General features: G+C 73.3%; 20 protein-coding genes. 10 read left to right on the top strand and 10 right to left on the bottom strand.

Going from position 1 to position 21,488, the window contains the following annotated elements; genetic code table 11:
• Positions 1 to 15: 15 nt before the first annotated feature.
• A complete protein-coding gene (locus ATL31_RS13740; RefSeq protein WP_101396267.1) occupies positions 16 to 705 on the bottom strand; it encodes an SPFH domain-containing protein in 690 nt (229 codons plus the stop codon).
• 368 nt (positions 706 to 1,073) lie between these two features.
• A complete protein-coding gene (locus tag ATL31_RS13735) occupies positions 1,074 to 1,646 on the bottom strand; it encodes a hypothetical protein (RefSeq protein ID WP_101396266.1) in 573 nt (190 codons plus the stop codon).
• A gap of 68 nt (positions 1,647 to 1,714) precedes the next feature.
• On the opposite strand from ATL31_RS13735, the gene ligD (ATL31_RS13730) reads away from it, so the two are divergent.
• Positions 1,715 to 2,671, top strand: coding sequence for a non-homologous end-joining DNA ligase (ligD, locus tag ATL31_RS13730; protein WP_101396265.1), 957 nt, complete (start codon positions 1,715 to 1,717; stop codon positions 2,669 to 2,671).
• On the top strand, positions 2,661 to 3,539 hold the full coding sequence (ligD, locus tag ATL31_RS13725; protein ID WP_101396264.1) for a non-homologous end-joining DNA ligase: 879 nt from the start codon (positions 2,661 to 2,663) through the stop codon (positions 3,537 to 3,539). The genes ligD (ATL31_RS13730) and ligD (ATL31_RS13725) overlap by 11 nt, the downstream gene beginning before the upstream one ends.
• Before the next feature lie 36 nt (positions 3,540 to 3,575).
• Here ligD (ATL31_RS13725) and ppsA read toward each other — a convergent pair whose 3' ends face one another.
• From ppsA to ATL31_RS13685, 8 genes are all read right to left on the bottom strand, one after another.
• Positions 3,576 to 5,954: a phosphoenolpyruvate synthase gene (gene ppsA, locus ATL31_RS13720; RefSeq protein ID WP_101396263.1), complete on the bottom strand. Its 2,379-nt coding sequence runs from the start codon at positions 5,952 to 5,954 to the stop codon at positions 3,576 to 3,578.
• 61 nt (positions 5,955 to 6,015) lie between these two features.
• A complete protein-coding gene (locus tag ATL31_RS13715) occupies positions 6,016 to 6,876 on the bottom strand; it encodes a pyruvate, water dikinase regulatory protein (RefSeq protein WP_101396262.1) in 861 nt (286 codons plus the stop codon).
• A gap of 152 nt (positions 6,877 to 7,028) precedes the next feature.
• A complete protein-coding gene (locus tag ATL31_RS13710; protein WP_101396261.1) occupies positions 7,029 to 7,634 on the bottom strand; it encodes a (2Fe-2S)-binding protein in 606 nt (201 codons plus the stop codon).
• 56 nt (positions 7,635 to 7,690) lie between these two features.
• The gene (locus ATL31_RS13705; protein ID WP_101396260.1) at positions 7,691 to 8,020 is read right to left on the bottom strand and encodes a histone-like nucleoid-structuring protein Lsr2; all 330 of its coding nucleotides are present in this window, start codon (positions 8,018 to 8,020) and stop codon (positions 7,691 to 7,693) included.
• Between the two features lie 125 nt (positions 8,021 to 8,145).
• The gene (locus ATL31_RS16680; RefSeq protein ID WP_101396259.1) at positions 8,146 to 8,358 is read right to left on the bottom strand and encodes a hypothetical protein; all 213 of its coding nucleotides are present in this window, start codon (positions 8,356 to 8,358) and stop codon (positions 8,146 to 8,148) included.
• A 2-nt stretch (positions 8,359 to 8,360) separates the two neighbouring features.
• Positions 8,361 to 9,860: a lysine--tRNA ligase gene (locus ATL31_RS13695; RefSeq protein ID WP_245862457.1), complete on the bottom strand. Its 1,500-nt coding sequence runs from the start codon at positions 9,858 to 9,860 to the stop codon at positions 8,361 to 8,363.
• Positions 9,861 to 9,903: 43 nt separating this feature from the next.
• Positions 9,904 to 10,968, bottom strand: coding sequence for a transaldolase family protein (locus ATL31_RS13690; RefSeq protein ID WP_342749478.1), 1,065 nt, complete (start codon positions 10,966 to 10,968; stop codon positions 9,904 to 9,906).
• A 169-nt stretch (positions 10,969 to 11,137) separates the two neighbouring features.
• Complete coding sequence (locus ATL31_RS13685) at positions 11,138 to 11,875, bottom strand: GntR family transcriptional regulator (RefSeq protein ID WP_245862455.1); 738 nt, start codon at positions 11,873 to 11,875, stop codon at positions 11,138 to 11,140.
• A 122-nt stretch (positions 11,876 to 11,997) separates the two neighbouring features.
• Between ATL31_RS13685 and ATL31_RS13680 the strand changes: the two genes are divergently transcribed.
• The 8 genes from ATL31_RS13680 to ATL31_RS13645 all read left to right on the top strand — a co-directional run bounded on the left by ATL31_RS13680 (position 11,998) and on the right by ATL31_RS13645 (position 21,479).
• Positions 11,998 to 13,503 carry a CoA-acylating methylmalonate-semialdehyde dehydrogenase gene (locus ATL31_RS13680; protein ID WP_101396256.1) on the top strand — a complete coding sequence of 502 codons (1,506 nt, stop codon included), beginning with the start codon at positions 11,998 to 12,000 and terminating at the stop codon, positions 13,501 to 13,503.
• Positions 13,504 to 13,629: 126 nt separating this feature from the next.
• Positions 13,630 to 14,547, top strand: a complete 918-nt coding sequence (locus tag ATL31_RS13675; protein WP_101396255.1) for a TIM barrel protein — start codon at positions 13,630 to 13,632, stop codon at positions 14,545 to 14,547.
• Positions 14,544 to 15,524: a PfkB family carbohydrate kinase gene (locus ATL31_RS13670; RefSeq protein WP_101396254.1), complete on the top strand. Its 981-nt coding sequence runs from the start codon at positions 14,544 to 14,546 to the stop codon at positions 15,522 to 15,524. Before ATL31_RS13675 ends, ATL31_RS13670 begins: the two co-directional genes overlap by 4 nt.
• Positions 15,517 to 16,452 carry a Cgl0159 family (beta/alpha)8-fold protein gene (locus tag ATL31_RS13665; RefSeq protein ID WP_211284040.1) on the top strand — a complete coding sequence of 312 codons (936 nt, stop codon included), beginning with the start codon at positions 15,517 to 15,519 and terminating at the stop codon, positions 16,450 to 16,452. The genes ATL31_RS13670 and ATL31_RS13665 overlap by 8 nt, the downstream gene beginning before the upstream one ends.
• Positions 16,449 to 17,336, top strand: a complete 888-nt coding sequence (gene iolB, locus ATL31_RS13660) for a 5-deoxy-glucuronate isomerase (RefSeq protein WP_101396253.1) — start codon at positions 16,449 to 16,451, stop codon at positions 17,334 to 17,336. The genes ATL31_RS13665 and iolB overlap by 4 nt, the downstream gene beginning before the upstream one ends.
• Entirely contained in the window at positions 17,333 to 18,511 is a 1,179-nt protein-coding gene (locus ATL31_RS13655; protein WP_101396252.1) for a Gfo/Idh/MocA family protein, read from the top strand. Before iolB ends, ATL31_RS13655 begins: the two co-directional genes overlap by 4 nt.
• Positions 18,508 to 20,352, top strand: coding sequence for a 3D-(3,5/4)-trihydroxycyclohexane-1,2-dione acylhydrolase (decyclizing) (gene iolD, locus ATL31_RS13650; RefSeq protein WP_101396251.1), 1,845 nt, complete (start codon positions 18,508 to 18,510; stop codon positions 20,350 to 20,352). Before ATL31_RS13655 ends, iolD begins: the two co-directional genes overlap by 4 nt.
• Positions 20,352 to 21,479 carry a LacI family DNA-binding transcriptional regulator gene (locus ATL31_RS13645; protein WP_101396250.1) on the top strand — a complete coding sequence of 376 codons (1,128 nt, stop codon included), beginning with the start codon at positions 20,352 to 20,354 and terminating at the stop codon, positions 21,477 to 21,479. Before iolD ends, ATL31_RS13645 begins: the two co-directional genes overlap by 1 nt.
• Positions 21,480 to 21,488: the final 9 nt, after the last annotated feature.

Below are 21,488 nucleotides of genomic sequence, written 5' to 3'. Positions count from 1 at the left end.
TGCGGCGGCCTCCGGTCAGCCCTCGCCCGCAGCGACGGTCCCGACGTCGTCGGGGCCGTCGAGGCGGAGCACGACCGTCGACCCCGGCGGGGCGGACTGGACCAGCCGGATGCGGGCCAGCGCGGGGTGGCTCTCGAGGAGTCGTGCGCCGTTCGCGAGCGAACGCAGCGCCGCGCTCTCGGCCCGCGCGGCCTCGAGCTGGGCCGCGCCGCGCGAGCGCGCCGCCACCAGCTCCAGGGCCGCGGACCGCAGCTCGCCGGGCAGGACGACGTCCTTGACGACGACCTCCCGGACCTCGATCCCGACCTCGCGCGCCACGGCGTCGACCGCCGCCGTGAGCGACCCCAGAGGCAGCGCCGCGCCCCGGCGGCCGAGCTCCTCGGCCCCCAGCCCGGCCAGCGCCTCGCGCAGGGCCACCTGGGCGGCCAGGTAGACGGTGCCGCCCGGGTCGGACGACCGCTCCAGCCACGCCACGGGGTCCACGACGGCCCACCGCAGGGTGGCGGAGACCCGCACGCTCACGCCGTCGGCGGTCAGGACCTCCTGCGGCGCGAGTGCCAGCAGCGACTCGCGGCGGTCGACCGCGTGCCGCAGCACTCCGCGGCGCCGGCGGTGGCGGCCCGGGCCCAGCACCCGGAGCAGCGCGCCGTGGCGGTACTCGACCACGGACTGGTGGGTGGGGACGGTCAGGTGGAACAGGGACATCGGGCACCTCCTCGGGGGCCGGGTGGGACGGAACGGGTGGGACGGAACGGGTGGGACGGACGGAGGGAACGAACAGGACGGGACGGACCGGGGTGACGCCACCGGGCGGCGGCTGCCGACGGCGGGGTGCCGGCGCTCCGGACGGGCAGCACCGGACCGCAGGGCCGCAGGCGTCCGAGGTCCGACCGGTGGCGCCTGGGGAGTCGAACCCCGGACACCAGGTGCCCGCCGGTGGAGGGCTGAGGATCCACCACGGACGGGCGACGCGCAGGACCGTCCCGGTACCCCGGGGTGGGCTGCTTCCCGACCGTTGTCCGTCGAGAAGGATACCGCCCCGGCGGGGCGCCCCGCCACCGGTTTTCCGTCGGTCAGGGCAGGGGTACGGCGGCCGCGGCCGCCACCAGGGCGTCGAGCGGGGCGGGGAGGGCGCCGGGGTCGAGGCGCTCCACCAGCCGGGCGGCCAGCCGGGCCTTGCGTCCCGACCCGGAGCCGGCGAAGCGGTGCAGCTGGTCGGCCACGGGGCGGCCCCGCCACTGCGGCATCCGGGTGAAGGTCTCGAACGCCGCCCCCTCGCCCATCCCGGCCAGGGTGTCGACGACGGTCCCGGGTCCCAGCCCGCGGATGAGGACCTCCTCGAGGTCGCGCTCGCAGACGAAGACGCCGTGCCACGCCAGCTCCTCGACGCTCTCGGCCCGGACCCCGTGCCGGCGCAGCGCCCCGGTCGCGAAGCGGGTCTCGCCCTGGTCGACCAGGGCCAGGACGTGTGGCCCGGGCCCGCCGAGCCGGTCGAGGAAGCGCAGCAGGTTGGTGACGCCGCCCATCGGGGTGACGCCCACCCCGGGGGCCCGGTCGCGCAGCAGGGCGCGCACCACCACCGCGTCGCTCTCGCCCTCGACCAGGACGACGGGACGCGCCACGGCACCCGGGCGGGGCGGCTCCATCCGCGGACGGTAGCCCAGTGCGCGCCGCGTCCGGGCCCGGGCCACGCGCCGCACGGCAGGATGGGCCCATGCGCCCGATGCTCGCGACCGCCGCCGACGCGCCGCCGCGCGGGCCGGAGTGGGTGCACGAGGTCAAGTGGGACGGGATGCGGGTGCTCGTCGACGTCCGCGGCGGCCGGGTGGTCGTCACGTCGCGGACCGAGCGCGACGTGACTGCGGCCTTCCCCGAGCTCGACGGCCTGGCCGGCACCTACGACGACCTGCTGCTCGACGGCGAGGTGGTGGCCATGGACGAGGGGCGCCCGAGCTTCCACGCCCTGACCGAGCGGATGCACGTCACCCAGCGGCGCAAGGCCGAGACGCTGGCCGCGACCCGGCCGGTGACCCTCATCGTCTTCGACCTGCTGCGCCTCTTCGAGCAGGACCTCACCGGGCAGCCCTGGACCACCCGGCGCCGCCTCCTCGAGGAGCTCGACCTCACCGGCCGGTCGTGGCAGGTGCCCGAGGTCCACGACGACGGCGACGTGCTGCTGCGCGTCACCGACGAGCAGGGCCTGGAGGGGGTGGTCAGCAAGCGCCGCAGCGCCCGCTACCTCACCGGCCGGCGCTCCCCGGACTGGCGCAAGGTCGCCCACCGGCGCACCTACTCGGTGCTGGTCGGCGGCTGGCGTCCCGAGGCGGGCTCCGGCGCCTCGTCGGCCGACCGGCTGGGGGCGGTGCTCGTGGGGTTGCCCGACGGCGAGGGCGGCTGGCGCTACGCGGGCCGCGTCGGCTCGGGGCTGGCCGGGGCGGCGGGCGAGGCCCTGCTGCGCCGCCTGCGGCCCCTCGAGTCCGACACCCCGCCCTTCGCCGACGAGGTGCCCCGCATCGACGCGTCCGGGGCCACGTGGGTGCGCCCGGCCCTGGTCGTGGAGGTCCGCACCCTCATGCTCACCGCCGACCACCGCCTGCGCCAGCCGACCTACCTCGGCGTCCGGCACGACCTGACGCCCGCGGAGCTGCAGGAGGTCGAGGATGGCGGCTGAGCCCTCGGTGACCCGGGTCGAGGTGGGGGGCCGCCGGCTACGGCTCACCAGTCTCGAGAAGGTGATGTACCCCGCCACCGAGACGACCAAGGGCGAGGTGCTCGACTACTACGCGCGCGTGGCGCCGGTGCTGCTGCCCCATCTGGCGGGGCGCCCGGTCACCCGGGTGCGCTGGCCGCACGGGGTCGCCGACCAGATGTTCTTCGAGAAGAACGTGCCCTCGGGGGCGCCCGCCTGGCTGCCCCGGGTGGACGTCGACGACGTCACCTACCCGCTGGTGCCGGGGGTCGCCGAGCTGGCCTACCTGGTCAACCTCAACTCCCTCGAGCTGCACGTGCCGCAGTGGACGGTCACCGACACCGGCGAGCGCGAGAACCCCGACCGGCTGGTCATCGACCTCGACCCCGGCACCCCGGCCGGCCTGCACGAGTGCGCCCAGGTGGCCCTCCTGGTGCGCGAGCGGCTCGAGCGCCTGGGCCTGGACCTGTTCCCGGTCACCTCGGGGAGCAAGGGGATGCAGCTCTACGCGGCGCTCGGCGGCGACCTGACCTCGGACCAGGTGCGCGACCTCGCGCAGCAGCTCGCGCAGGAGCTGACCAAGAAGCATCCGGGCCTGGTGCTCTGGAAGATGACCAAGTCGCTGCGCCCCGGCAAGGTGTTCCTCGACTGGAGCCAGAACGTCGCCGCCAAGACCACCATCAGCCCGTACTCGCTGCGCGGGCGCGAGCTGCCGCACGTGGCGGCGCCGCGCTCCTGGGACGAGGTCGAACGCGGCGCCGACGCACCGGGTGCGCTGACCCAGCTGATGTTCGACGAGGTCCTCGAGCGGGTCGAGCGCGACGGGGACCTCGTCGCCGACCTGCCCTGACCGGGGCGCCCGGCCGCCAGGGGCGCGCCCGGCGGCTCAGGACCGCTTCGCGAGCCGCAGCCAGGTGTCGACCACGGTGTCGGGGTTGAGCGACATCGACTCGATGCCCTCGTCGAGCAGCCACTCGGCCAGGTCGGGGTGGTCCGAGGGGCCCTGCCCGCAGATGCCGACGTACTTGCCGCGCTCGCGGCAGGCGCGGATGGCCATCGAGATGAGCGTCTTGACGGCTGGGTCGCGCTCGTCGAAGGACCCTGCGACCAGGGCCGAGTCGCGGTCGACGCCGAGGGTCAGCTGGGTCAGGTCGTTGGACCCGATCGAGAAGCCGTCGACGTGGTCGAGGAAGGCGTCGGCGTTGACGGCGTTGGAGGGCAGCTCGCACATCATCACGACCTGCAGGTCGTTCTCGCCGCGGGTCAGCCCGTTGCGCCCGAGCAGCTCGATGACGCCCTCGACCTCGGCCACGGTGCGCACGAACGGGATCATCACCTTGACGTTGGTCAGGCCCATCTCGTCGCGCACGTAGCGCAGCGCCTCGCACTCCATCGCGAAGCACGGGGCGAACTCCTCCGACAGGTAGCGGGCCGCGCCGCGGTAGCCCAGCATCGGGTTCTCCTCGTGCGGTTCGTAGCGCTCGCCGCCGAGCAGGCCGGCGTACTCGTTGGACTTGAAGTCCGAGAGGCGCACGATGACCGGCTCGGGCGCGAAGGCGGCCGCGAGCATCGAGACCCCCTCGGCCAGGCGCTGGACGAAGAACTCGCGGGGCCCGGGGTAGGCGGCGATGCGCTCCTCGATCTCGGCGCGCAGGGCCGGCTCCTGGTCCTCGAGCTCGAGCAGGGCCCGGGGGTGGATGCCGATCTGCCGGTTGATGATGAACTCCAGGCGCGCCAGCCCGATGCCCCGGTGCGGCAGGCGCGAGAACTCGAAGGCCTGCTCCGGGGTGCCGACGTTCATCATGATCCGCGTCGGGATCTCGGGCATCTCCTCGAGCGTGGTCTCGGCGACGCTGAACTCGCGCAGCCCGTCGTACACGTAGCCGGTGTCGCCCTCGGCGCACGAGACGGTGACCTCGCGCCCGTCGGCCAGCTCGGTGGTGGCGCTGCCGGTGCCGACCACGGCCGGGATGCCGAGCTCGCGGGCGATGATCGCCGCGTGACAGGTGCGGCCACCGCGGTTGGTGACGATGGCGGCGGCGCGCTTCATGATCGGCTCCCAGTCGGGGTCGGTCATGTCCGCCACGAGCACCTCGCCCGGCACGAACTCGTGCATCGACCCCACGTCGCTGAGGACGCGCACCGCGCCGGCGCCGATCTTCTGGCCGATCGCCCGGCCCTCGACGACCACCGGCCCGCGCTCCTCGAGGCGGAACCGCTGCTGCACCCCGCCGGCCGCGCGCGACTTGACCGTCTCGGGCCGGGCCTGGAGCACGTAGATCCTCCCGTCGACCCCGTCGCGGCCCCACTCGATGTCCATCGGGCGGCCGTAGTGCTCCTCGATGCGCAGAGCGGTGCGGGCCAGCTCGGTGACCTCGTCGTCGGTGAGGCTGAGCCGGCGCTGGTCCTCGGCCTCGACCGGGACGAACTCGGTGGTGCGGCCCACCGTGGCGTCGTCGGTGTAGACCATCTTCGTGGCCTTGGCCCCCACGCCCCGCTTGAGGATGGCCGTGCGGCCGGCGCGCAGCGCGGGCTTGTGCACGTAGAACTCGTCGGGGTTGACCGCGCCCTGCACGACGCCCTCGCCGAGGCCGTAGGCGCTGGTGATGAACACCGCGTCCTCGAAGCCGGACTCGGTGTCGATGGTGAACATGACCCCGGAGGCGCCGACGTCGGAGCGGACCATCCGCTGCACCCCGGCCGAGAGCGCGACGACGTCGTGGTCGAAGTCGCTGTGCACCCGGTAGGCGATGGCCCGGTCGTTGTAGAGCGAGGCGAAGACGAGACGGATGGCGTGCAGCACGTTCTCGATGCCCCGCACGTTGAGGAAGGTCTCCTGCTGCCCGGCGAACGAGGCGTCCGGCAGGTCCTCGGCCGTGGCGCTCGAGCGCACCGCCCAGCTGACCTCGCCCCCTGCGTCACTGGCCTCGCCGACCAGCTGCTCGTAGGCGGCCCGGATGTCGCGCTCGAGGTCCTCGGGGAACTCCTGGGCCTCGACCGCCTCGCGGATCTCGCGCCCGACCTCGGCCAGGCGGCGAGTGTCGTCGACGTCGAGGTCGCGCAGCAGCGTGGAGATGCGCTCGGCCAGCCCGGTGTCGCCGAGGAAGCGGCGGTAGGCCTCGGCCGTGGTGGCGAAGCCGTCGGGCACGGCCACCCCGGCGGCCGAGAGGTGCTGGACCATCTCGCCGAGCGAGGCGTTCTTGCCCCCGACGGACTCGACGTCGTCGAGGCCGAGCTCACGGAACCAGCGGACGGTGGTGCTCATGGGCGGGGGTCCTTTCGGGGGCGGCGCGACGGTGCGGCGGAGGACAGGATGACAGCCCTGGTCAGGCCGAGCCCGTGAGCTGACGCGTGTGCATGATCACGGCCGCCATCTCCTCGACCGACATCCCGGCGGAGTCGATGACGGGGAGCTGGTGGGCGCGGTAGAGCTCCTCGGCCCGCTTCAGCTCCCAGGTGCACTGCTGGAGCGAGGCGTAGGTGGAGCCGGGGCGGCGCTCGCTGCGCACCTGGCTGAGCCGCGCCGGCGTGGAGGTCAGGGCCACGCAGCGGTCGAGGAAGGGACGCACCGGCTCGGGCAGCACGGTCGAGCGCAGGTCCTCGTCGACCAGCGGGTAGTTGGCCACCTTGACCCCGTGCTGGAGGGCCAGGTAGAGCGAGGTCGGCGTCTTCCCGCAGCGCGAGGGCGCGACGAGGATGAGCTCGGCGTGCTGGAGGTTGCGCAGGCTCGCGCCGTCGTCGTGCTCGAGCGAGAAATCGATGGCCTTCATCCGCCGCTCGTAGCGCTGGATGTCGCCCAGCCCGTGCAGGGCCGGCACCTTGGGGCTGGCGTTGACGTGCAGGACCCGCTCGACGATGTCGAGGTGGGTGCCGAACAGGTCGATGAAGGCGCACCGGGTGCCGAGCAGCACCTCGCGCAGCTCGTCGTCGGCCACGCTGGAGAAGACGATGGGCGTGACCGACTCGGTCATCGCGGCGTCGAGCTCCTCGACCACCCGGTGGGCCTGCTCGACCGTGCGGATGAACGGGATCTTGCGCCGCACGAAGGCCACGGTGGGGAACTGGCTGATGATCAGGTTGCCGAGGGTCTCGGCCGAGATGCCGGTGCCCCCTGCGAGGAAGAACACCGGGGTGGCCGGCCCGGGCTCGTCGGTCGACGCCGGGCGGGGGTCGGGCGGATGCTCCATGACAGGACCATACGGACCGGACCGGCCGCACGCGACGCCCGGCTGCCGGGGATCGTCGGCGGAATGGTGGTGATCGAGGAAATAGGGGTCTCGGAACCGTGGCCACCGATTCCGGGTCCCCTTTCCCGGGCCGGGAATCGAGCCCCGCGGAATCAGGGGTTCGAGCGGGGCACAGGGGGTGCGCTCAGGCGGGGGCACCCGGCGCACTCGGCACACCCGGGAAGGGCGTAGATCAGGCAGCAGGACGCGCGGGGGAGGACGCCCGGCGCGAGCCGGCCGGTCGCCGCCTCGGCCTCCCGGCGGGCGGCGTGCCACATGTCGTCGACCAGGGCCGTGCGGGTGTGCGCGCCGAGCCGCACGCGGGAGGGGTACTCGGCGGCGATCGGCCCCGCCACCGCCCGGTAGTCGGCCTCGGCCGCATCGAGGCGGCCCGCGAGGTCGCGTCGGTCCGCGACCAGCCCGGGCAGCGCCACGACGTCGGGGACGAGCGAGCCCCCACGGGAGAAGGTCAGGCCGGCCAGGTCACGCACCCGCCAAGGCCCCGCGGCGGCGGCGTGGGCGGCGGTGTGGGCCGGCACCTGCAGCAGCCACTGGAGCACAAAGACCGCCGCGACCGCGGGCGGCGCCGCGCCGTCGTACCAGCGGGCGTGCAGGCGCGAGAGGGCGGCGGCCCAGTCGAGGGCGCCGGTGGTCGTGAGGGGGTGCTCGAGCGGGCGCGGCCCCACCCGGAAGGTGAGCCACGCGTGCCGGGCGGACATGCGAGCGGCGGCGACACCCGGGTCGGGTGCCGCCGCCGTGGTCGAGCGCTCGCTCGTCAGGAGGTGGCCTTCTCGTAGGCCTCTTGGACCTCGGTGGAGATGCGGCCGCGGTCGCTGATGTCGTAGCCGTTCTGGCGTGCCCAGTCGCGGATGGCGCCGACGTCGCGCCGGCCGGGGCGGGCGGTGGTGGTGCGGGCGGTGCGGCGACCGCCGGTGCGCTCGGCGTGGCCGATCCACAGGGCGAGCGAGTCGCGCAGCTTGGACGCGTTCTCCGTGGTGAGGTCGATCTCGTAGCTGACGCCGTCGAGAGCGAACGTCACGGTCTCGTCAGCCGGGGACTCCTTGTCGACGTCATCGACGAGGAGGACCTGAACCTTCTTGGCCATGGGGTGTTCCTTCGGGGTGGGTTCTCATTTCCGGGGCACACGAGAGCATGCACCAGAACGGGTATCGACAGACGATAGTCCAGGTAAAGCCAGGGTAAAGAAGAAACCGGGAAAACTCTCAGGAATCAGCCGGCGGGGCGCTCACGATTGTCCGGGTCGGCGCTTTCTCGGGTCTTCTCGGCGGCGTTTTCCGCGGCGTCCTGCGCCTCTTCGAACCGGCGCTGGGCCAGCCGCTCGTTGCGGTCGCCCTCGATGATGCGCTTCATGATGACGTAGAAGAAGGTGGCCACGAAGATGGTGGGGACCAGCGCGGCCAGATAGGGCCAGACGACGTCCACGCTCAGGCCTCCGGCTTCAGGTGCGGGAACAGGATGGTCTCGCGGATGCTCGCCCCGGTGAAGAACATGACGAGGCGGTCGACGCCCAGGCCCAGCCCGCCCATCGGAGGGGCGCCGTACTCGAGGGCCCGCAGGAAGTCCTCGTCGAGCTGCATGGCCTCGGGGTCGCCGCCGGCGGCCCGCAGCGACTGCGCCGTGAGGACCTCGCGCTGCACGACCGGGTCGACGAGCTCGCTGAACCCGGTGCCCCGCTCGACCCCGCCGATGATCAGGTCCCACGCCTCGATGAGGCCGGGCTCGCTGCGGTGCGGGCGGGCGAGCGGCTGGGCGATGGCGGGGTAGTCGCACAGGAAGGTCGGCTGGAGCAGGCGGGGCTCGACCAGCTCGCCGAGCAGCTCGAGGAAGACCTTGTCCTTCTCGAGGCCGGGGTCGACCTCGACCCCGTGGGCCGCGGCGTACCCGAGCAGGGTCTCCTTCGGGGTGTCGATCGTGACCGTCTCGCCGACGACCTCGGAGACCCCCTGGTAGACGGGCAGCCAGCGCCACTCGCCGCCGAGGTCGACGGTGCCGGCCGGGGTCTGCACCACCCGGGAGCCGAGGGCGTCGGCCACGCCGAGGTAGAGGTCGTGCATGAGGCCGGCGATGGAGGTCTGGTCGCCCCACGCCTGGTAGGCCTCGAGCATCGTGAACTCCGGGGAGTGCGTGGCGTCCACACCCTCGTTGCGGAAGATCCGGCCCATCTCGTAGACCCGGTCGACGCCGCCGACCACGGCCTTCTTGAGGTTCAGCTCCAGGGCGATGCGCAGCACCATCTCCTGGTCGAAGGCGTTGAGGTGGGTGCGGAACGGGCGGGCCGCCGCGCCCCCGTGCACCAGCTGCACGACGGGGGTCTCGACCTCGAGGTAGCCCTGGCCCTCGAGCACGCCGCGCAGCGCCCGCAGCGCGGCGGCCTTGGTGCGCACCATGTCGCGGGCCTCCTGGCGCACCACCAGGTCGGCGTAGCGCTGGCGCACCCGGCTCTCCTCCGAGAGCTCCTTGTGCAGCACCGGCAGCGGCCGCAGCGCCTTGCTCGCCATCCCCCAGCGGGTGGCCATCACCGACAGCTCGCCGCGGCGGGAGCTGATGACGCGACCCTCGACCCACACGTGGTCGCCGAGGTCGACGTCGGCCTTGAACGCGGCCAGCGCCTCGTCGCCCACCTCGGCCAGGCTGAGCATCACCTGGAGCCGGATGCCCGCGCCCTCCTGGAGGGTGGCGAACGCGAGCTTGCCGGTGGTGCGCACGAACACCACGCGCCCGGCCACGGCCACGACGTCCTGGGTCTCCTGGCCCGACTCGAGGTGGCCCCAGTGCTCGCGCACCTGCTCGAGGGAGTGCGTGCGCGGGACCGACACCGGGTAGGCCTCACCGGCAGCCAGGAGGCGCTCGCGCTTCTCGCGACGGATCCGCAGCTGCTCGGGCAGGTCGGTCTCGACGGGAGCGGGGTCGGGTGCGACGGTCACGAAGGACAAGCGTACGGGCGCGGGCGGGGCGCGCCGCGACGGGTCAGGGGGCCGGGACGAGGACGTCGCGCACGATGTGGTCGAGGGCCTCGTCGGCCTCGAGGAACTGGCGCAGGGTGACGCGGGTGGCCCCGAAGTCGTCGAACTCGCGGGGGGTCATCCCGCCGACCTCGTAGGCACGCACGAAGTCCGGGATGGTCTGCAGCGACGCGACGACGTCCGGGTCGACGGGCTCGTCGATGCGCGCCACCGGCTCGTACCCGCTGGCCTGGAACCTCTCCTGCCACGCGAACGGGGGGGAGAGCACGATGTCGCCTCCGACGAGCTCGGTCCACTGCAGCTGGTTGCGGTAGGCCGCGGCCAGGAGGCGCGCCTGGTAGCCCCGCTCGCGGAAGACCCCGTAGGCCCTCTTGAAGGCCGCGACCCCGGCCCACTCGAGGTGCTCGGGCTCGATGTCGATGCCGTCGCGCTCCACGACGGTCTTCATCCAGTCGTCCAGGCGGCCGACCATGATCGTGACGACCGGCCCCATCGACGCGGTGTCGCCGCCCTCGGCCCGGCGGCGGTCGAGCCCGCGCTGGATGGCGGCGCCGGCCTCGACGGCCTGCGAGACGGTGAACGAGACGGTCACGTTGATGCTGACGCCACGCGCCGTGGCCTCCTCGATCGCCTCGATGCCGACGCTGGTCGCGGGGATCTTGACGATCACGTTCGGGGCCAGGGAGGCGAAGTGCTCGGCCTGCTCGACGAGGGCGCCGGCGTCGCGGTGCAGCCGGGGGTCGGTCTGCATCGACAGCCGCCCGTTGCGGCCGGCGTGCTCGCCGAAGGCGGGCTCCAGCAGCTTCGCGGCCTCGACGGAGACCTCCTCGACCACCTGCCAGCCGATCTGCGACTCGCTGAGGGTCGGCTTCTCGGCGGCGATCTCGGCGATCCGGCCGAGCCAGCGCGGCAGGTCCGAACGGATGGCCGCCAGCGCGATGACCGGGTTGCAGGTGGCGCCGACGGCCCCCCAGCCGATCGCGGCGGCGAGCTCGGACATCGTGCAGGAGTCGTTCCACAGGGCCGTGGGAGTGGTCTCGGTCATCGTGCGCAGGGGCGAGGGGTTCACTGCGGTCCTCCGTGGTGGGTGGTGACGCCGACCGGAGCGAGGGCGGCGAGGGCACCGCGGGGCTTCCGGGACATGGTCGGCCTTTCGCTCATGACATCCGACGCCACGAGTATGAATGTACTGACATTAGCAGTGTCGCGGTCGCGCGGGGCGGTGCGTGGCGGCCCGGTCAGCCTTCGTGGACCGTGACGTCGAAGGCGTACTGGTCGTAGCGGTAGCTGTGGTCGCCGAACTCGACGGCGGTGCCGTCGGCCGCGTACGCGCGCCGGGTCATCGTGAGGAGGGGGTCACCGGCCGCCAGGCCGAGCAGCCGCCGCTCCCGCGCGCCGGGGCGACGCGCGCCGATGGTCTGGTGCGCGATGACCGGGCGCGCCCCGCGGGCCCGCAGCAGCGCGTAGAGGCTGGTGTCCACGAGCTGCTCGGGATCCAGGTCGGCGAAGCGGGGGGCCAGCCAGTTGTGCATGAGCGCCGTCGGGGTGTCACCGACCGTCCGCAGCCGTTCCACCGAGACGAGCGGGGTGTTCGCCGCGACCCCGAGGGCCTCGGCCGCCACGGGGTCGACCGCCACCGTGCTGAACGACAGCACCTGGGTGGTCGGCTGATGGCCACGCCGCACCATGTCGTCGTAGAGGCTGGTGAGCTCGTCGCGACGGTGGATGACCTGGCTCGCGACCGTGGTGCCCACGCCGCGTCGCCGCACGAGGAGCCCCCGGCTCACGAGCTCGGCGATGGCACGGCGGACCGTCGGGCGCGACAGGTCCAGGCGTTGCGCGAGGGCGAGCTCGTTCTCGAACGCGTCCCCCGGCTGGAGCCGGCCGTCCTCGATCGAGGCCGTCAGCTGCTCGGCGAGCTGGTGGTAGAGCGGGACCGGGCTCGCGCGGTCGATGGTGACGGGGATGACGTTCACTCGTGCAGTGTAGGGCGACGAACTACTACGAGTGCGGATGATCGATTGTCCTGACAATTGGCGGTCGCGGGGCGTCATCTGTGAGACTGGGTCGACACCTCCCCGACAAGGATCTGATACCCGTGACCACCACCCCCACCCGCATCACCCACCTGCTCAACGGCGTTCCCTGGGAGGGCACCGCCGAGCGCACCAGCCCGGTGTTCAACCCCGCCACGGGTGAGCAGACCGGCGAGCTCGACCTCGCCTCGGCCGCCCTCGTGGACGAGGTCGTCACCCACGCCCACGAGGCCTGGGCCTCGGGGTGGGGCAGCATCTCGCTGGCCAAGCGCACCCAGGTGCTCTTCCGGTTCCGCGAGCTGCTCAACGAGCGCAAGGAGGACATCGCCGCCCTCATCACCGCCGAGCACGGCAAGGTGCTGTCCGACGCCCTCGGCGAGGTGACTCGCGGCCTCGAGGTCGCCGAGTTCGCCTGCGGCATACCGCACCTGATGAAGGGCGGCTTCACCGAGAACGCCTCGACCAAGGTGGATGTGTACTCGATCCGGCAGAGCCTGGGCGTCGTGGCGGTCATCAGCCCGTTCAACTTCCCGGCCATGGTGCCGCTGTGGTTCGTGCCCGTCGCCATCGCCTGCGGCAACGCCGTCGTCATCAAGCCGAGCGAGAAGGACCCGTCGGCCGTCAACGCCGTCGCCGAGCTGTGGACCGAGGCCGGCCTGCCCGACGGCATCCTCAGCGTCGTGCACGGTGACAAGGAGGCCGTCGACGCCTTCCTCACCCACCCTCAGGTGAAGGCCGTGTCGTTCGTCGGGTCCACCCCGATCGCCAAGTACGTCTACGAGACCGGCACCGCCCACGGCAAGCGGGTCCAGGCCCTCGGTGGCGCCAAGAACCACATGCTCGTGCTCCCCGACGCCGACCTCGACCTCGCGGCCGACGCCGCCGTCAACGCCGGCTTCGGCTCGGCCGGCGAGCGCTGCATGGCCATCTCGGCGCTCCTCGCCGTCGACACCATCGCCGACGAGCTCATCGAGAAGATCAAGGACCGCGTCGGCAAGCTCGTCACCGGCGACGGCACCCGCGGCTGCGACATGGGCCCGCTCGTCACCGCCCAGCACCGCGACAAGGTCACGTCCTACCTCGACGCCGGCACCCAGGCCGGCGCCACGCTGGTCATCGACGGCCGCGAGGGCGACGTGGACGCCGACGCCGACGGCTACTTCCTCAAGCCGACGCTGTTCGACCACGTCACCACCGACATGTCGATCTACCAGGACGAGATCTTCGGCCCCGTGCTCTCGGTGCTGCGGGTCAAGACCTACGACGAGGCGTTGGCGCTGATCAACGCCAACCCGTACGGCAACGGCACCGCGATCTTCACCAACGACGGTGGCGCCGCGCGGCGCTTCCAGAACGAGGTCGAGGTCGGGATGATCGGCGTCAACGTGCCGATCCCCGTGCCGATGGCCTACTACTCCTTCGGCGGCTGGAAGAACAGCCTGTTCGGCGACACCCACGCCCACGGCATGGAGGGCGTGCACTTCTTCACCCGCGGCAAGGTGGTCACCTCGCGCTGGCTCGACCCGAGCCACGGCGGCCTCGAGCTCGGGTTCCCCCAGAACGTCTGAGCCGCCGGGAGGACCGGGAGCGCCGGGTGGGCCGTCGGCCCGCCCGGCGCTCCCGTCACATCAGGGGGCGGTATCCCTTGTGCGGGGGCGGCGACTGTGCCACGCTGTGCTGGACCGTTCCAGCAGATGAGAGAGAGCCCCATGGCCTTCGTCGACCGCATCGCCTCCGCCCCCATCTCGTGGGGTATCTGCGAGGTACCGGGCTGGGGGCAGATGCTGCCGACCGACCGGGTGCTCTCCGAGATGACCGGTCTGGGCCTGCGCGCCACCGAGTACGGCGCCCCCGGCTTCCTCCCCACCGAGGCTTCGGGCATCCGCTCCGTCCTCGACGGCCACGGCATGTCCCTGCTGGGCGGGTTCACCCCCCTGGTGCTGCACGACCCCGCCCGCCGCGAGCAGGCCACCGCGTACGCGCGGTCGGTGGCCGAGCTGCTCGGCGCGGCGGGTGCCACGACGTTCGTCTCGTGCCCCGTCATGGACGACGACTGGTCGGTGCCGCGGACCCTGACCCGTGAGGAGCACCAGCACCTCGTGCGGATGCTCGGGGTCGTCGACACCATCTGCGACGAGCACGGCCTGACGCAGGTGCTGCACCCCCACGTGCAGACGGTGGTCGAGACCTCGCCCGACGTCGAGCGGGTCCTCGAGAGCTGCGACGTGAACTGGTGCCTCGACACCGGGCACCTCGCCATCGGGGGCACCGACCCCGTCGACTTCGCCCGGCGCGCGGCCGACCGGGTCGGCCACGTCCACCTCAAGGACGTGCGGATGGACCTCGTCCCCGCGCTCATGGACCGTTCGACCTCCATCATGGAGGGGGTCCAGGCGGGGCTGTTCCCGCCCCTCGGCCAAGGCGACCTGCCGCTGGGCGACGTGGTGCGGGAGCTCGAGCAGGCCGGCTACCAGGGGTGGTACGTCATCGAGCAGGACACGGCCATCACCGGGGCGATGCCGGAGCCGGGCGAGGGCCCGGTCCGCGGCGTCGAGGAGTCCCTGCGCTACCTGCACGAGGTCGTGGCCCCCTCCCTCGAGCCCAGCGCGTGACGAGCGCCCCGGTGGACCTGCTGGCGGTGGGCCGGATCAGCGTCGACCTCTACGCCCAGGAGGCGCACGCCTCGTTCCTGGAGCCCCAGACCTTCGTCAAGTCCATCGGGGGCAGCCCCACCAACGTCGCGGTCGCGGGGGCCCGTCTCGGGCTGCGCTCGGCCCTGGTCACGGCGGTCGGCGACGACCTGCTGGGCGCCTACGCCACGGCCCGGCTCGAGGAGCTCGGTGTCGTCACCCGCCACGTCGCGAGCCGGCCGGGCGCCCAGACCCCGGTCGTCCTCGTCGCCCTGGAGGACCCGGCCGAGCCGACCATCGCGTTCCTCCGGCCCCCGGACGCCCCGGACACCGACATCGCGCCGGCTGCCGTCGACGACGCCACCCTCGACTCCTGCGCGGTCCTGTGGGTCAGCGGCAGCGCGCTCGCGGTGGGGGCCACCGCGGCCACCACCATGACGTGGATGCGGCGCCGGGCCCGCCGGCCCCACACGGTGCTCGACCTCGACCTGCGCCCCTCGCTGTGGCCCGACGTGGCCACGGCGACGCGGTCGGCGCAGGACGCCATCGCGGTGTCGAGCGTCGTGATCGGGAACCGGGCCGAGTGCGCCATGGCGGTCGGGACGGGCGAGCCGCACGGCGCCGCCGACGCCCTGCTCTCGCGGGGCGTCGCGCTGGCCGTCGTCAAGATGGGCGCCGACGGCGTGCTCCTCGCCACCGCCGACGAGCGGGTCGTCGTCGACCCCATCCCCGTGGCGGTCCGCTGCGGCTCCGGTGCCGGTGACGCGTTCGGCGGCGCCCTTGCCGCCGGCCTGGTGCACGCGTGGTCGCTGGAGCGGATCGGCCGGCTCGCCAACGCCGCCGGCGCGTTGGTGACCTCCCGTCTGACCTGCGCCGACGCCATGCCGACGTTGCCCGAGCTCGAGGAGTTCGCGGCGCGGTCCACGAGCGAGCGAGCGGGGAGTGGCCACCGTGGGTGAACACCACACCGTGCTCAGCGCGGCGGACTACCGCGCCCTCACCGAGGCGCGCGTGCGCGAGCCGCGGTCGCTGCGCCGGGCCCTGGCCGAGCGCCGCCGCCGCCCGCTCGTGGGCGCCGACGGCCGGATGCTGCTGCTGGCCGCCGACCACACCGCGCGCGGGAAGCTCGCGATCGGCTCCGACCCGATGGCCGCCGTCGACCGGCACTCGTTGCTCGAGCGCATCCTGACCGGGCTGGCCGACCCCCGGGTCGACGGTGTCCTGGGCAGTGCGGACGTGCTCGAGGAGCTCGCCCTCCTGGGGGCCCTGGACGGCCGCCTGGCCGTGGGCACGATGAACCGCGGGGGCATCGTGGGCGCCCACTGGGAGCTCGACGACCGGCTGACCGCCTACGACGTGGAGCACGTCGTCTCCACCGGGCTCGACGGCGGCAAGACCCTGCTGCGGGTCGAGCCGACCGACCCCGCGGTGCCGCGCACGCTCGAGATGGTGGCCGCCATCACGACGGCTCTGGCCGACGCGGGCCTGATGTCGCTGGTCGAGCCCCTGCCCTACCTCAAGCGCCCCGACGGGACGGTCGAGCGCGACCCCTCGGAGGACGCGCTGACCCGGATGGTGGCCATCGCGAGCGGTCTCGGCTCGTCCTCGGCGTCCACGTGGCTGAAGATCCCCGCCACCGCCGACCCCGCCCGGGTGGCGGCGGCCACCACCTGCCCCGTCCTGCTGCTCGGCGGCGACGCCGGCCGCGACTGGCCCCGGGTGTTCGACCGCTGGCGCACCGCGCTGGAGGTCCCCAACGTGCGCGGCCTGGTCCCGGGCCGGGTCCTGCTCTACCCCGAAGAGCTCAGCGTCCGTGACGTCGTCGGCCGGGCCGGCGACCTCGTCCACCCCTCGTCCACCCACCCCAGCATGGAGGTCCCCGCGTGAGCAACCACCACCGCGCACGAGCCCTGTCCACCGACGACAGCCTCGTGACCGTGACGCCGGCCACCGCCGGCTGGACGTACAGCGGCCTGGAGGTCTTCGACCTCGGGTCGGGCCCCGTCACCCGCGTCCTGGAGGGCGTCGAGGCGGTGCTCGTCCCCCTCTCGGCCACCGACGTGGCCGTCACCGTCGACGGTGAGGGGCACACCCTGCGGGGTCGCACCGGGGTCTTCGCCGCGGTCTCCGACTGGATGTACCTGCCGCTGGGCTCGCACGTGGTGCTCGAGGGCGAGGGGGGCGAGATCGCCCTCTGCACCGCGAAGGCCGAGCGGCGCTTCCCGCTGCGGGTCACGCCGGCCGACGAGGTCCAGGTCGAGGTGCGCGGCGGCGGCCGGGCCACCCGCCAGGTCACGAACATCGCGACCCCGGGCTCCTTCGACGGCGCGGACCGGATCAACGTCTGCGAGGTGCTGACTCCCGGCGGCAACGTCTCGTCCTGGCCCCCGCACCGCCACGACGGCATCGGCGACTGCGCGCCGACCAACGAGGAGATCTACTACTTCCGGATGGGCCGGCTGGACTCCCCCCACGGGCACCCCCACGGGCAGGGCCTGTTCCGGGTCTACACCGTCGACGGCTCGTCCGACGAGACCGTCACCGTGCTCGACGGCGACGTCTACCTGGTGCCGCAGGGGTACCACGGGCCGTCCACCGCACAGCCCGAGTACCCCATGTACTTCCTCAACGTGCTCGCGGGCCCGGGAGCGGAGCGCACGATGGGCTTCTGCGACGACCCGGACCACCACTGGATCCGCGACACCTGGGGCGAGGCCGGCCAGGACCCCCGGCTCCCGATGACCTCGGCCGACGGGCGGGTGGCGCGATGAAGAAGCAGATCCGGATCGCCGTGCTCGGGCTCGGCTGGATGGGCCAGGCGCACTCGCGCTCGGCCCGGCGCATCCCGACCCACTTCCCCGACCGTTCCTACGACCCGCGCCTCGTGGTGTGCGCCGACCCGGTCGCGCAGCGCCGGCAGCAGGCCGTCGAGGACTTCGGCTTCGAGCGCGCGGTCGAGGACTGGCGCGAGGCGGTGGCGGCCGACGACGTCGACGCCGTCTGGGTCACCGCGCCCAACGCCCTGCACCTGCCGATGATCGAGGCGGCGACCGCCGCCGGCAAGGCGGTCTTCAGCGAGAAGCCGATCGGGGGCAAGCCCGAGCACGCCGTCGAGGCGCTGCGCCTGGCCCGCGCCAGCGGCGTGGCCACCGGCGTCGGCTACTGCTACCTGTGGTCGCCCCTCGTGCTCCACGCCCGCCATCTGATCGCCAGTGGTGCGCTCGGCGAGATCACCCACTACCGGGGCCGCTTCCTGTCGATGTACGGCAGCGACCCGCTCGGGCTGCTCACCTGGCGCTTCTTCCTGGACCAGGCCGGCTACGGCGTGACGAGCGACATCCTCAGCCACTCGGTCGCGCTGGCCCAGTTCCTCGTGGGTCCGGTGAGCGAGGTCGTGGGGATGGCCAACACCACGATCCCGCGGCGTCCCCTCCCCACGGGGGCCGCGAGCCACTACGGGGTCGGCTCGCCCGAGGACCCCACGGGCGAGGTCGAGAACGAGGACTTCGCCTCCATGCTGTGCCGCTTCGCCGGTGGGGCCACCGGCACCTTCGAGGCCAGCCGCACCGTCGTGGGCCCCGAGAGCCAGAACGCCTTCGAGGTCTACGGGACCAAGGGCTCGCTCAGCTGGAACCACGAGCGGATCAACGAGCTCGAGCTCTACCTGGTGACGGACTCCCCGAACTCGGGCTACACGACCGTCTACGGCGGCGAGCGCTTCCCGTACCACGGCGCGTTCGTCCCCGGCCAGGCCAACAGCATCGGCTTCGAGGACCTCATCGCCATCCAGGACCACGCCTTCCTCGAGGCGCTCGCCACCGGCGCCGACTTCAGCCCCGGGTTCGCGGAGGCGGTCGACGTCGTCAGCGTGCAGCAGGCCCTCATCGACTCGTGGGCCTCCCGCGGCTGGCAGCCGGTCACCGACCTGAAGGAGACGACCCGATGAGCACCGTCCGGATCACCACGGCCGAGGCGCTGGTGCGCTTCCTGGTCGCCCAGCGGACCGTCGTCGACGAGCAGGAGGTGCCCCTCTTCCCCGGCGTGTTCGCCATCTTCGGCCACGGCAACGTCACGAGCCTGGGTCACGCCCTGGAGCAGCACCGTGACGAGATCCCGGTCTGGCGCGCCCAGACCGAGCAGGGCATGGGCCTGGCCGCGGTCGCCTTCGGCAAGGCCACCCGCCGGCGCCAGGTCATGGTGGCCACGAGCTCGATCGGCCCGGGCGCGACCAACATGGTCACGGCCGCGGGGGTGGCGATGGCGAACCGCATCCCGGCGCTGTTCATCTCCGGTGACGCCTTCGCCTCGCGGCTGCCCGACCCCGTCCTGCAGCAGGTCGAGCACTTCGGGGACCCGACGACGACGGTCAACGACAGCTTCCGCCCGGTCGTCCGCTACTGGGACCGCATCACCCACCCGGCCCAGCTCCTCAGCTCCCTCCCGCAGGTCGTCCGGACCCTCCTCGACCCGTCCGACTGCGGCCCGGTGTTCCTCGGCCTGCCCCAGGACGTCGCCGCCACGGCCTTCGACTACCCGAGCAGCTTCTTCGACGAGGTCGTGCACACCGTGCCCCGCCCCCGGGCCGCCAGCAGCGAGCTGGCCCGGGCCGCCGAGCTCCTCGCCGCGGCCGAGCGCCCGGTCCTCGTCGCCGGGGGAGGGGTCCACTACTCCCTGGCGGAGGCCGAGCTCGCGGACTTCGCGCTGCGGCACGGCATCCCCGTCGTCGAGACCGTGGCCGGCAAGTCCTCCCTCCTGGCCGACCACCCCCGCTACACGGGCCCGATCGGCGTCACGGGGGCCGACGAGACCAACGAGGCCTGCGCCCGCGCCGACGTCGTCCTCGCCGTCGGGACCCGGCTGAACGACTTCGTCACCGGGTCGTGGACCCTCTTCGACGCGCAGGCGCGCCTCATCGGGCTCAACACCGCCCGCTTCGACGCGACCAAGCACCGCAGCCTCCCCGTCGTCGGTGACGCCCGCGAGAGCCTGGTCGAGCTCTCGGGCCTGCTGGGCTCGTGGACGGCGCCCGAGGCGTGGACCGCCGCCGGGGTCACCCTCCGCGAGCGCCTCGAGGCCCGGGTCGCGGGTCGGGTGGCCGACGACGGGGTCGCGCCGCTCAGCTACGCGCAGGTGGTCGGGGCCGTGCACCGGTCGGCGACGGAGAAGGACTACGTCATGACCGCGGCCGGCGGCCTGCCGGGCGAGCTCAACATCAACTGGATGAGCAAGGCGGTGGCCAGCTTCGACTGCGAGTACGGCTTCTCGTGCATGGGTTACGAGACGGCCGGAGCCTGGGGCGCGGCCATGGCCCGGCCGGAGGGCGAGGTCTACTGCCTCGTCGGCGACGGCTCGTACCTCATGCTCAACAGCGAGATCTACTCCTCGGTCCTCTCGGGCAAGAAGTTCGTCCTGGTCGTGTGCGACAACGCCGGGTTCGCCGTCATCGAGCGTCTCCAGCGCAACCAGGGCGGCAACTCCTACAACAACATGCTGCGGGACTCCCTGGGCCCGAACAGCGACGTCCGGGTCGACTTCGTGGCGCACGCCGCGTCGTTGGGCGCCCGCACCGCGCGGGCCGGCTCGATCGCCGAGCTCGAGGCGGCGCTGGAGCAGGCGCGTGGCCACGACCGCACCAGCGTCGTGGTCGTCGACGTCCGCGAGTCGGACTGGACCGAAGGGAACCTGTTCTGGCAGGTCGGCGTCCCGGAGGTCAGCGACCTCGGGTCCGTGCGGGACGCGCGGGTCGCCAGCGACGACGGGCTGACCGCCCAGCGTCGCGGCGTCTGATGCCGCCGGCGGCCACGGCACCGGCACCGAGGGGCCCCACCCCGAAGACCCCCCGCCCCACCATCCGGGACATCGCCGCGCGGGCCGGCGTGTCCAAGTCGCTGGTGTCCCTGGCCCTGGGCGGGGCGCCCCGCGTCGCGCCGGGGACGCGGCAGGCCATCCTCGACGCGGCCGAGGAGCTCGGGTACCGGCGCAACGCCGCGGCGCAGGCTCTGGGCGCCCACCGGACCCGCACCATCGGCGTCTTCGTGCTCGACCTGCACAACCCCATCACCGCCGACCTGCTCCAGGCCGTGCAGGCGGAGGCGCGCCGGCGGGACTACCGCACCATCGTCGTCGTCGGCGACGAGGACGCGGCCGCCGAGCGCGCCGAGCTCGAGAAGCTGCTGGAGTTCCGCGTAGAGGGCATCATCGCCCTCGGGCACCGCCTCCCGGACGGCGCGCGGGAGGCCTTCACCGCCGACTGCCCGGCCGTGGTCATCGGCAGCCAGCAGGAGGGTGTCCCCCACCTCGTCTCGATGAGCAACGACGACGTGGCCGGGGCGTCCCTGGCCGTCGACCACCTGGTGGCGCTGGGTCACGAGCGGATCGCCCACATCGACGGAGGGTCGAGCGCCGTGGCCCGGGACCGACGGCGGGGCTACCGCGCCGCCATGCGGCGCCACGGCCTCGCCGAGCACATCACCGTCGTCAAGGGCTCGTTCACCGACGAGGGCGGCTACCGGGGGGCGTCCCAGGTCCTGGCCGGGTCGGACCCGCCGACGGCCCTGTTCGTCGTCAACGACCTGGCGGCCCTCGGCGTGCTGGCCGCGGTGGCCGACCGTGGCCTCGCCGTGCCCGGCGACGTCTCCGTCATCGGCTACGACGGCACCCGGATGGCCGGCCTGCGGGCGCTCGGGCTGACCACGGTGGCCCAGCCGCTCGACGAGCTCGGCACCCGCGCGGCGGCGCTCCTCTGCGGCCGGCTCGAGGGCGAGCCGCCGGGGAGCCCCGTCACGAGGCTCACGCCGACCCTCGTCGTGCGCCGCACGACCGCGCCCCCCGCGTCGCGCCACCCCGGCGGGCCCGGCCCGGGCCGCGGTCGCGGGGTGACGACCTCGGGAGGAACCGCCCGCCTCAAGGCTTAATGTCATGAC

This window comes from Phycicoccus duodecadis, assembly GCF_002846495.1.
GTDB lineage: Bacteria > Actinomycetota > Actinomycetes > Actinomycetales > Dermatophilaceae > Phycicoccus > Phycicoccus duodecadis.
Note: the sequence above shows the minus strand (reverse complement) of the source record. Positions and strands in the feature narration are given on the sequence as shown.

Bases quoted from the DNA above. Each gene is read 5' to 3' on its own strand.
- ATL31_RS13715 (WP_101396262.1), bottom strand. From the start codon at position 6,876: ATGGAGCATCCGCCCGACCCCCGCCCGGCGTCGACCGACGAGCCCGGG.
- ATL31_RS13645 (WP_101396250.1), top strand. From the start codon at position 20,352: ATGCCGCCGGCGGCCACGGCACCGGCACCGAGGGGCCCCACCCCGAAG.
- ATL31_RS13655 (WP_101396252.1), top strand. From the start codon at position 17,333: ATGAAGAAGCAGATCCGGATCGCCGTGCTCGGGCTCGGCTGGATGGGC.
- ATL31_RS13710 (WP_101396261.1), bottom strand. From the start codon at position 7,634: ATGTCCGCCCGGCACGCGTGGCTCACCTTCCGGGTGGGGCCGCGCCCG.
- ligD (WP_101396264.1), top strand. From the start codon at position 2,661: ATGGCGGCTGAGCCCTCGGTGACCCGGGTCGAGGTGGGGGGCCGCCGG.
- iolD (WP_101396251.1), top strand. From the start codon at position 18,508: ATGAGCACCGTCCGGATCACCACGGCCGAGGCGCTGGTGCGCTTCCTG.
- ATL31_RS13675 (WP_101396255.1), top strand. From the start codon at position 13,630: ATGAGAGAGAGCCCCATGGCCTTCGTCGACCGCATCGCCTCCGCCCCC.
- ligD (WP_101396265.1), top strand. From the start codon at position 1,715: ATGCGCCCGATGCTCGCGACCGCCGCCGACGCGCCGCCGCGCGGGCCG.
- ppsA (WP_101396263.1), bottom strand. From the start codon at position 5,954: ATGAGCACCACCGTCCGCTGGTTCCGTGAGCTCGGCCTCGACGACGTC.
- ATL31_RS13735 (WP_101396266.1), bottom strand. From the start codon at position 1,646: ATGGAGCCGCCCCGCCCGGGTGCCGTGGCGCGTCCCGTCGTCCTGGTC.
- ATL31_RS13740 (WP_101396267.1), bottom strand. From the start codon at position 705: ATGTCCCTGTTCCACCTGACCGTCCCCACCCACCAGTCCGTGGTCGAG.
- ATL31_RS13705 (WP_101396260.1), bottom strand. From the start codon at position 8,020: ATGGCCAAGAAGGTTCAGGTCCTCCTCGTCGATGACGTCGACAAGGAG.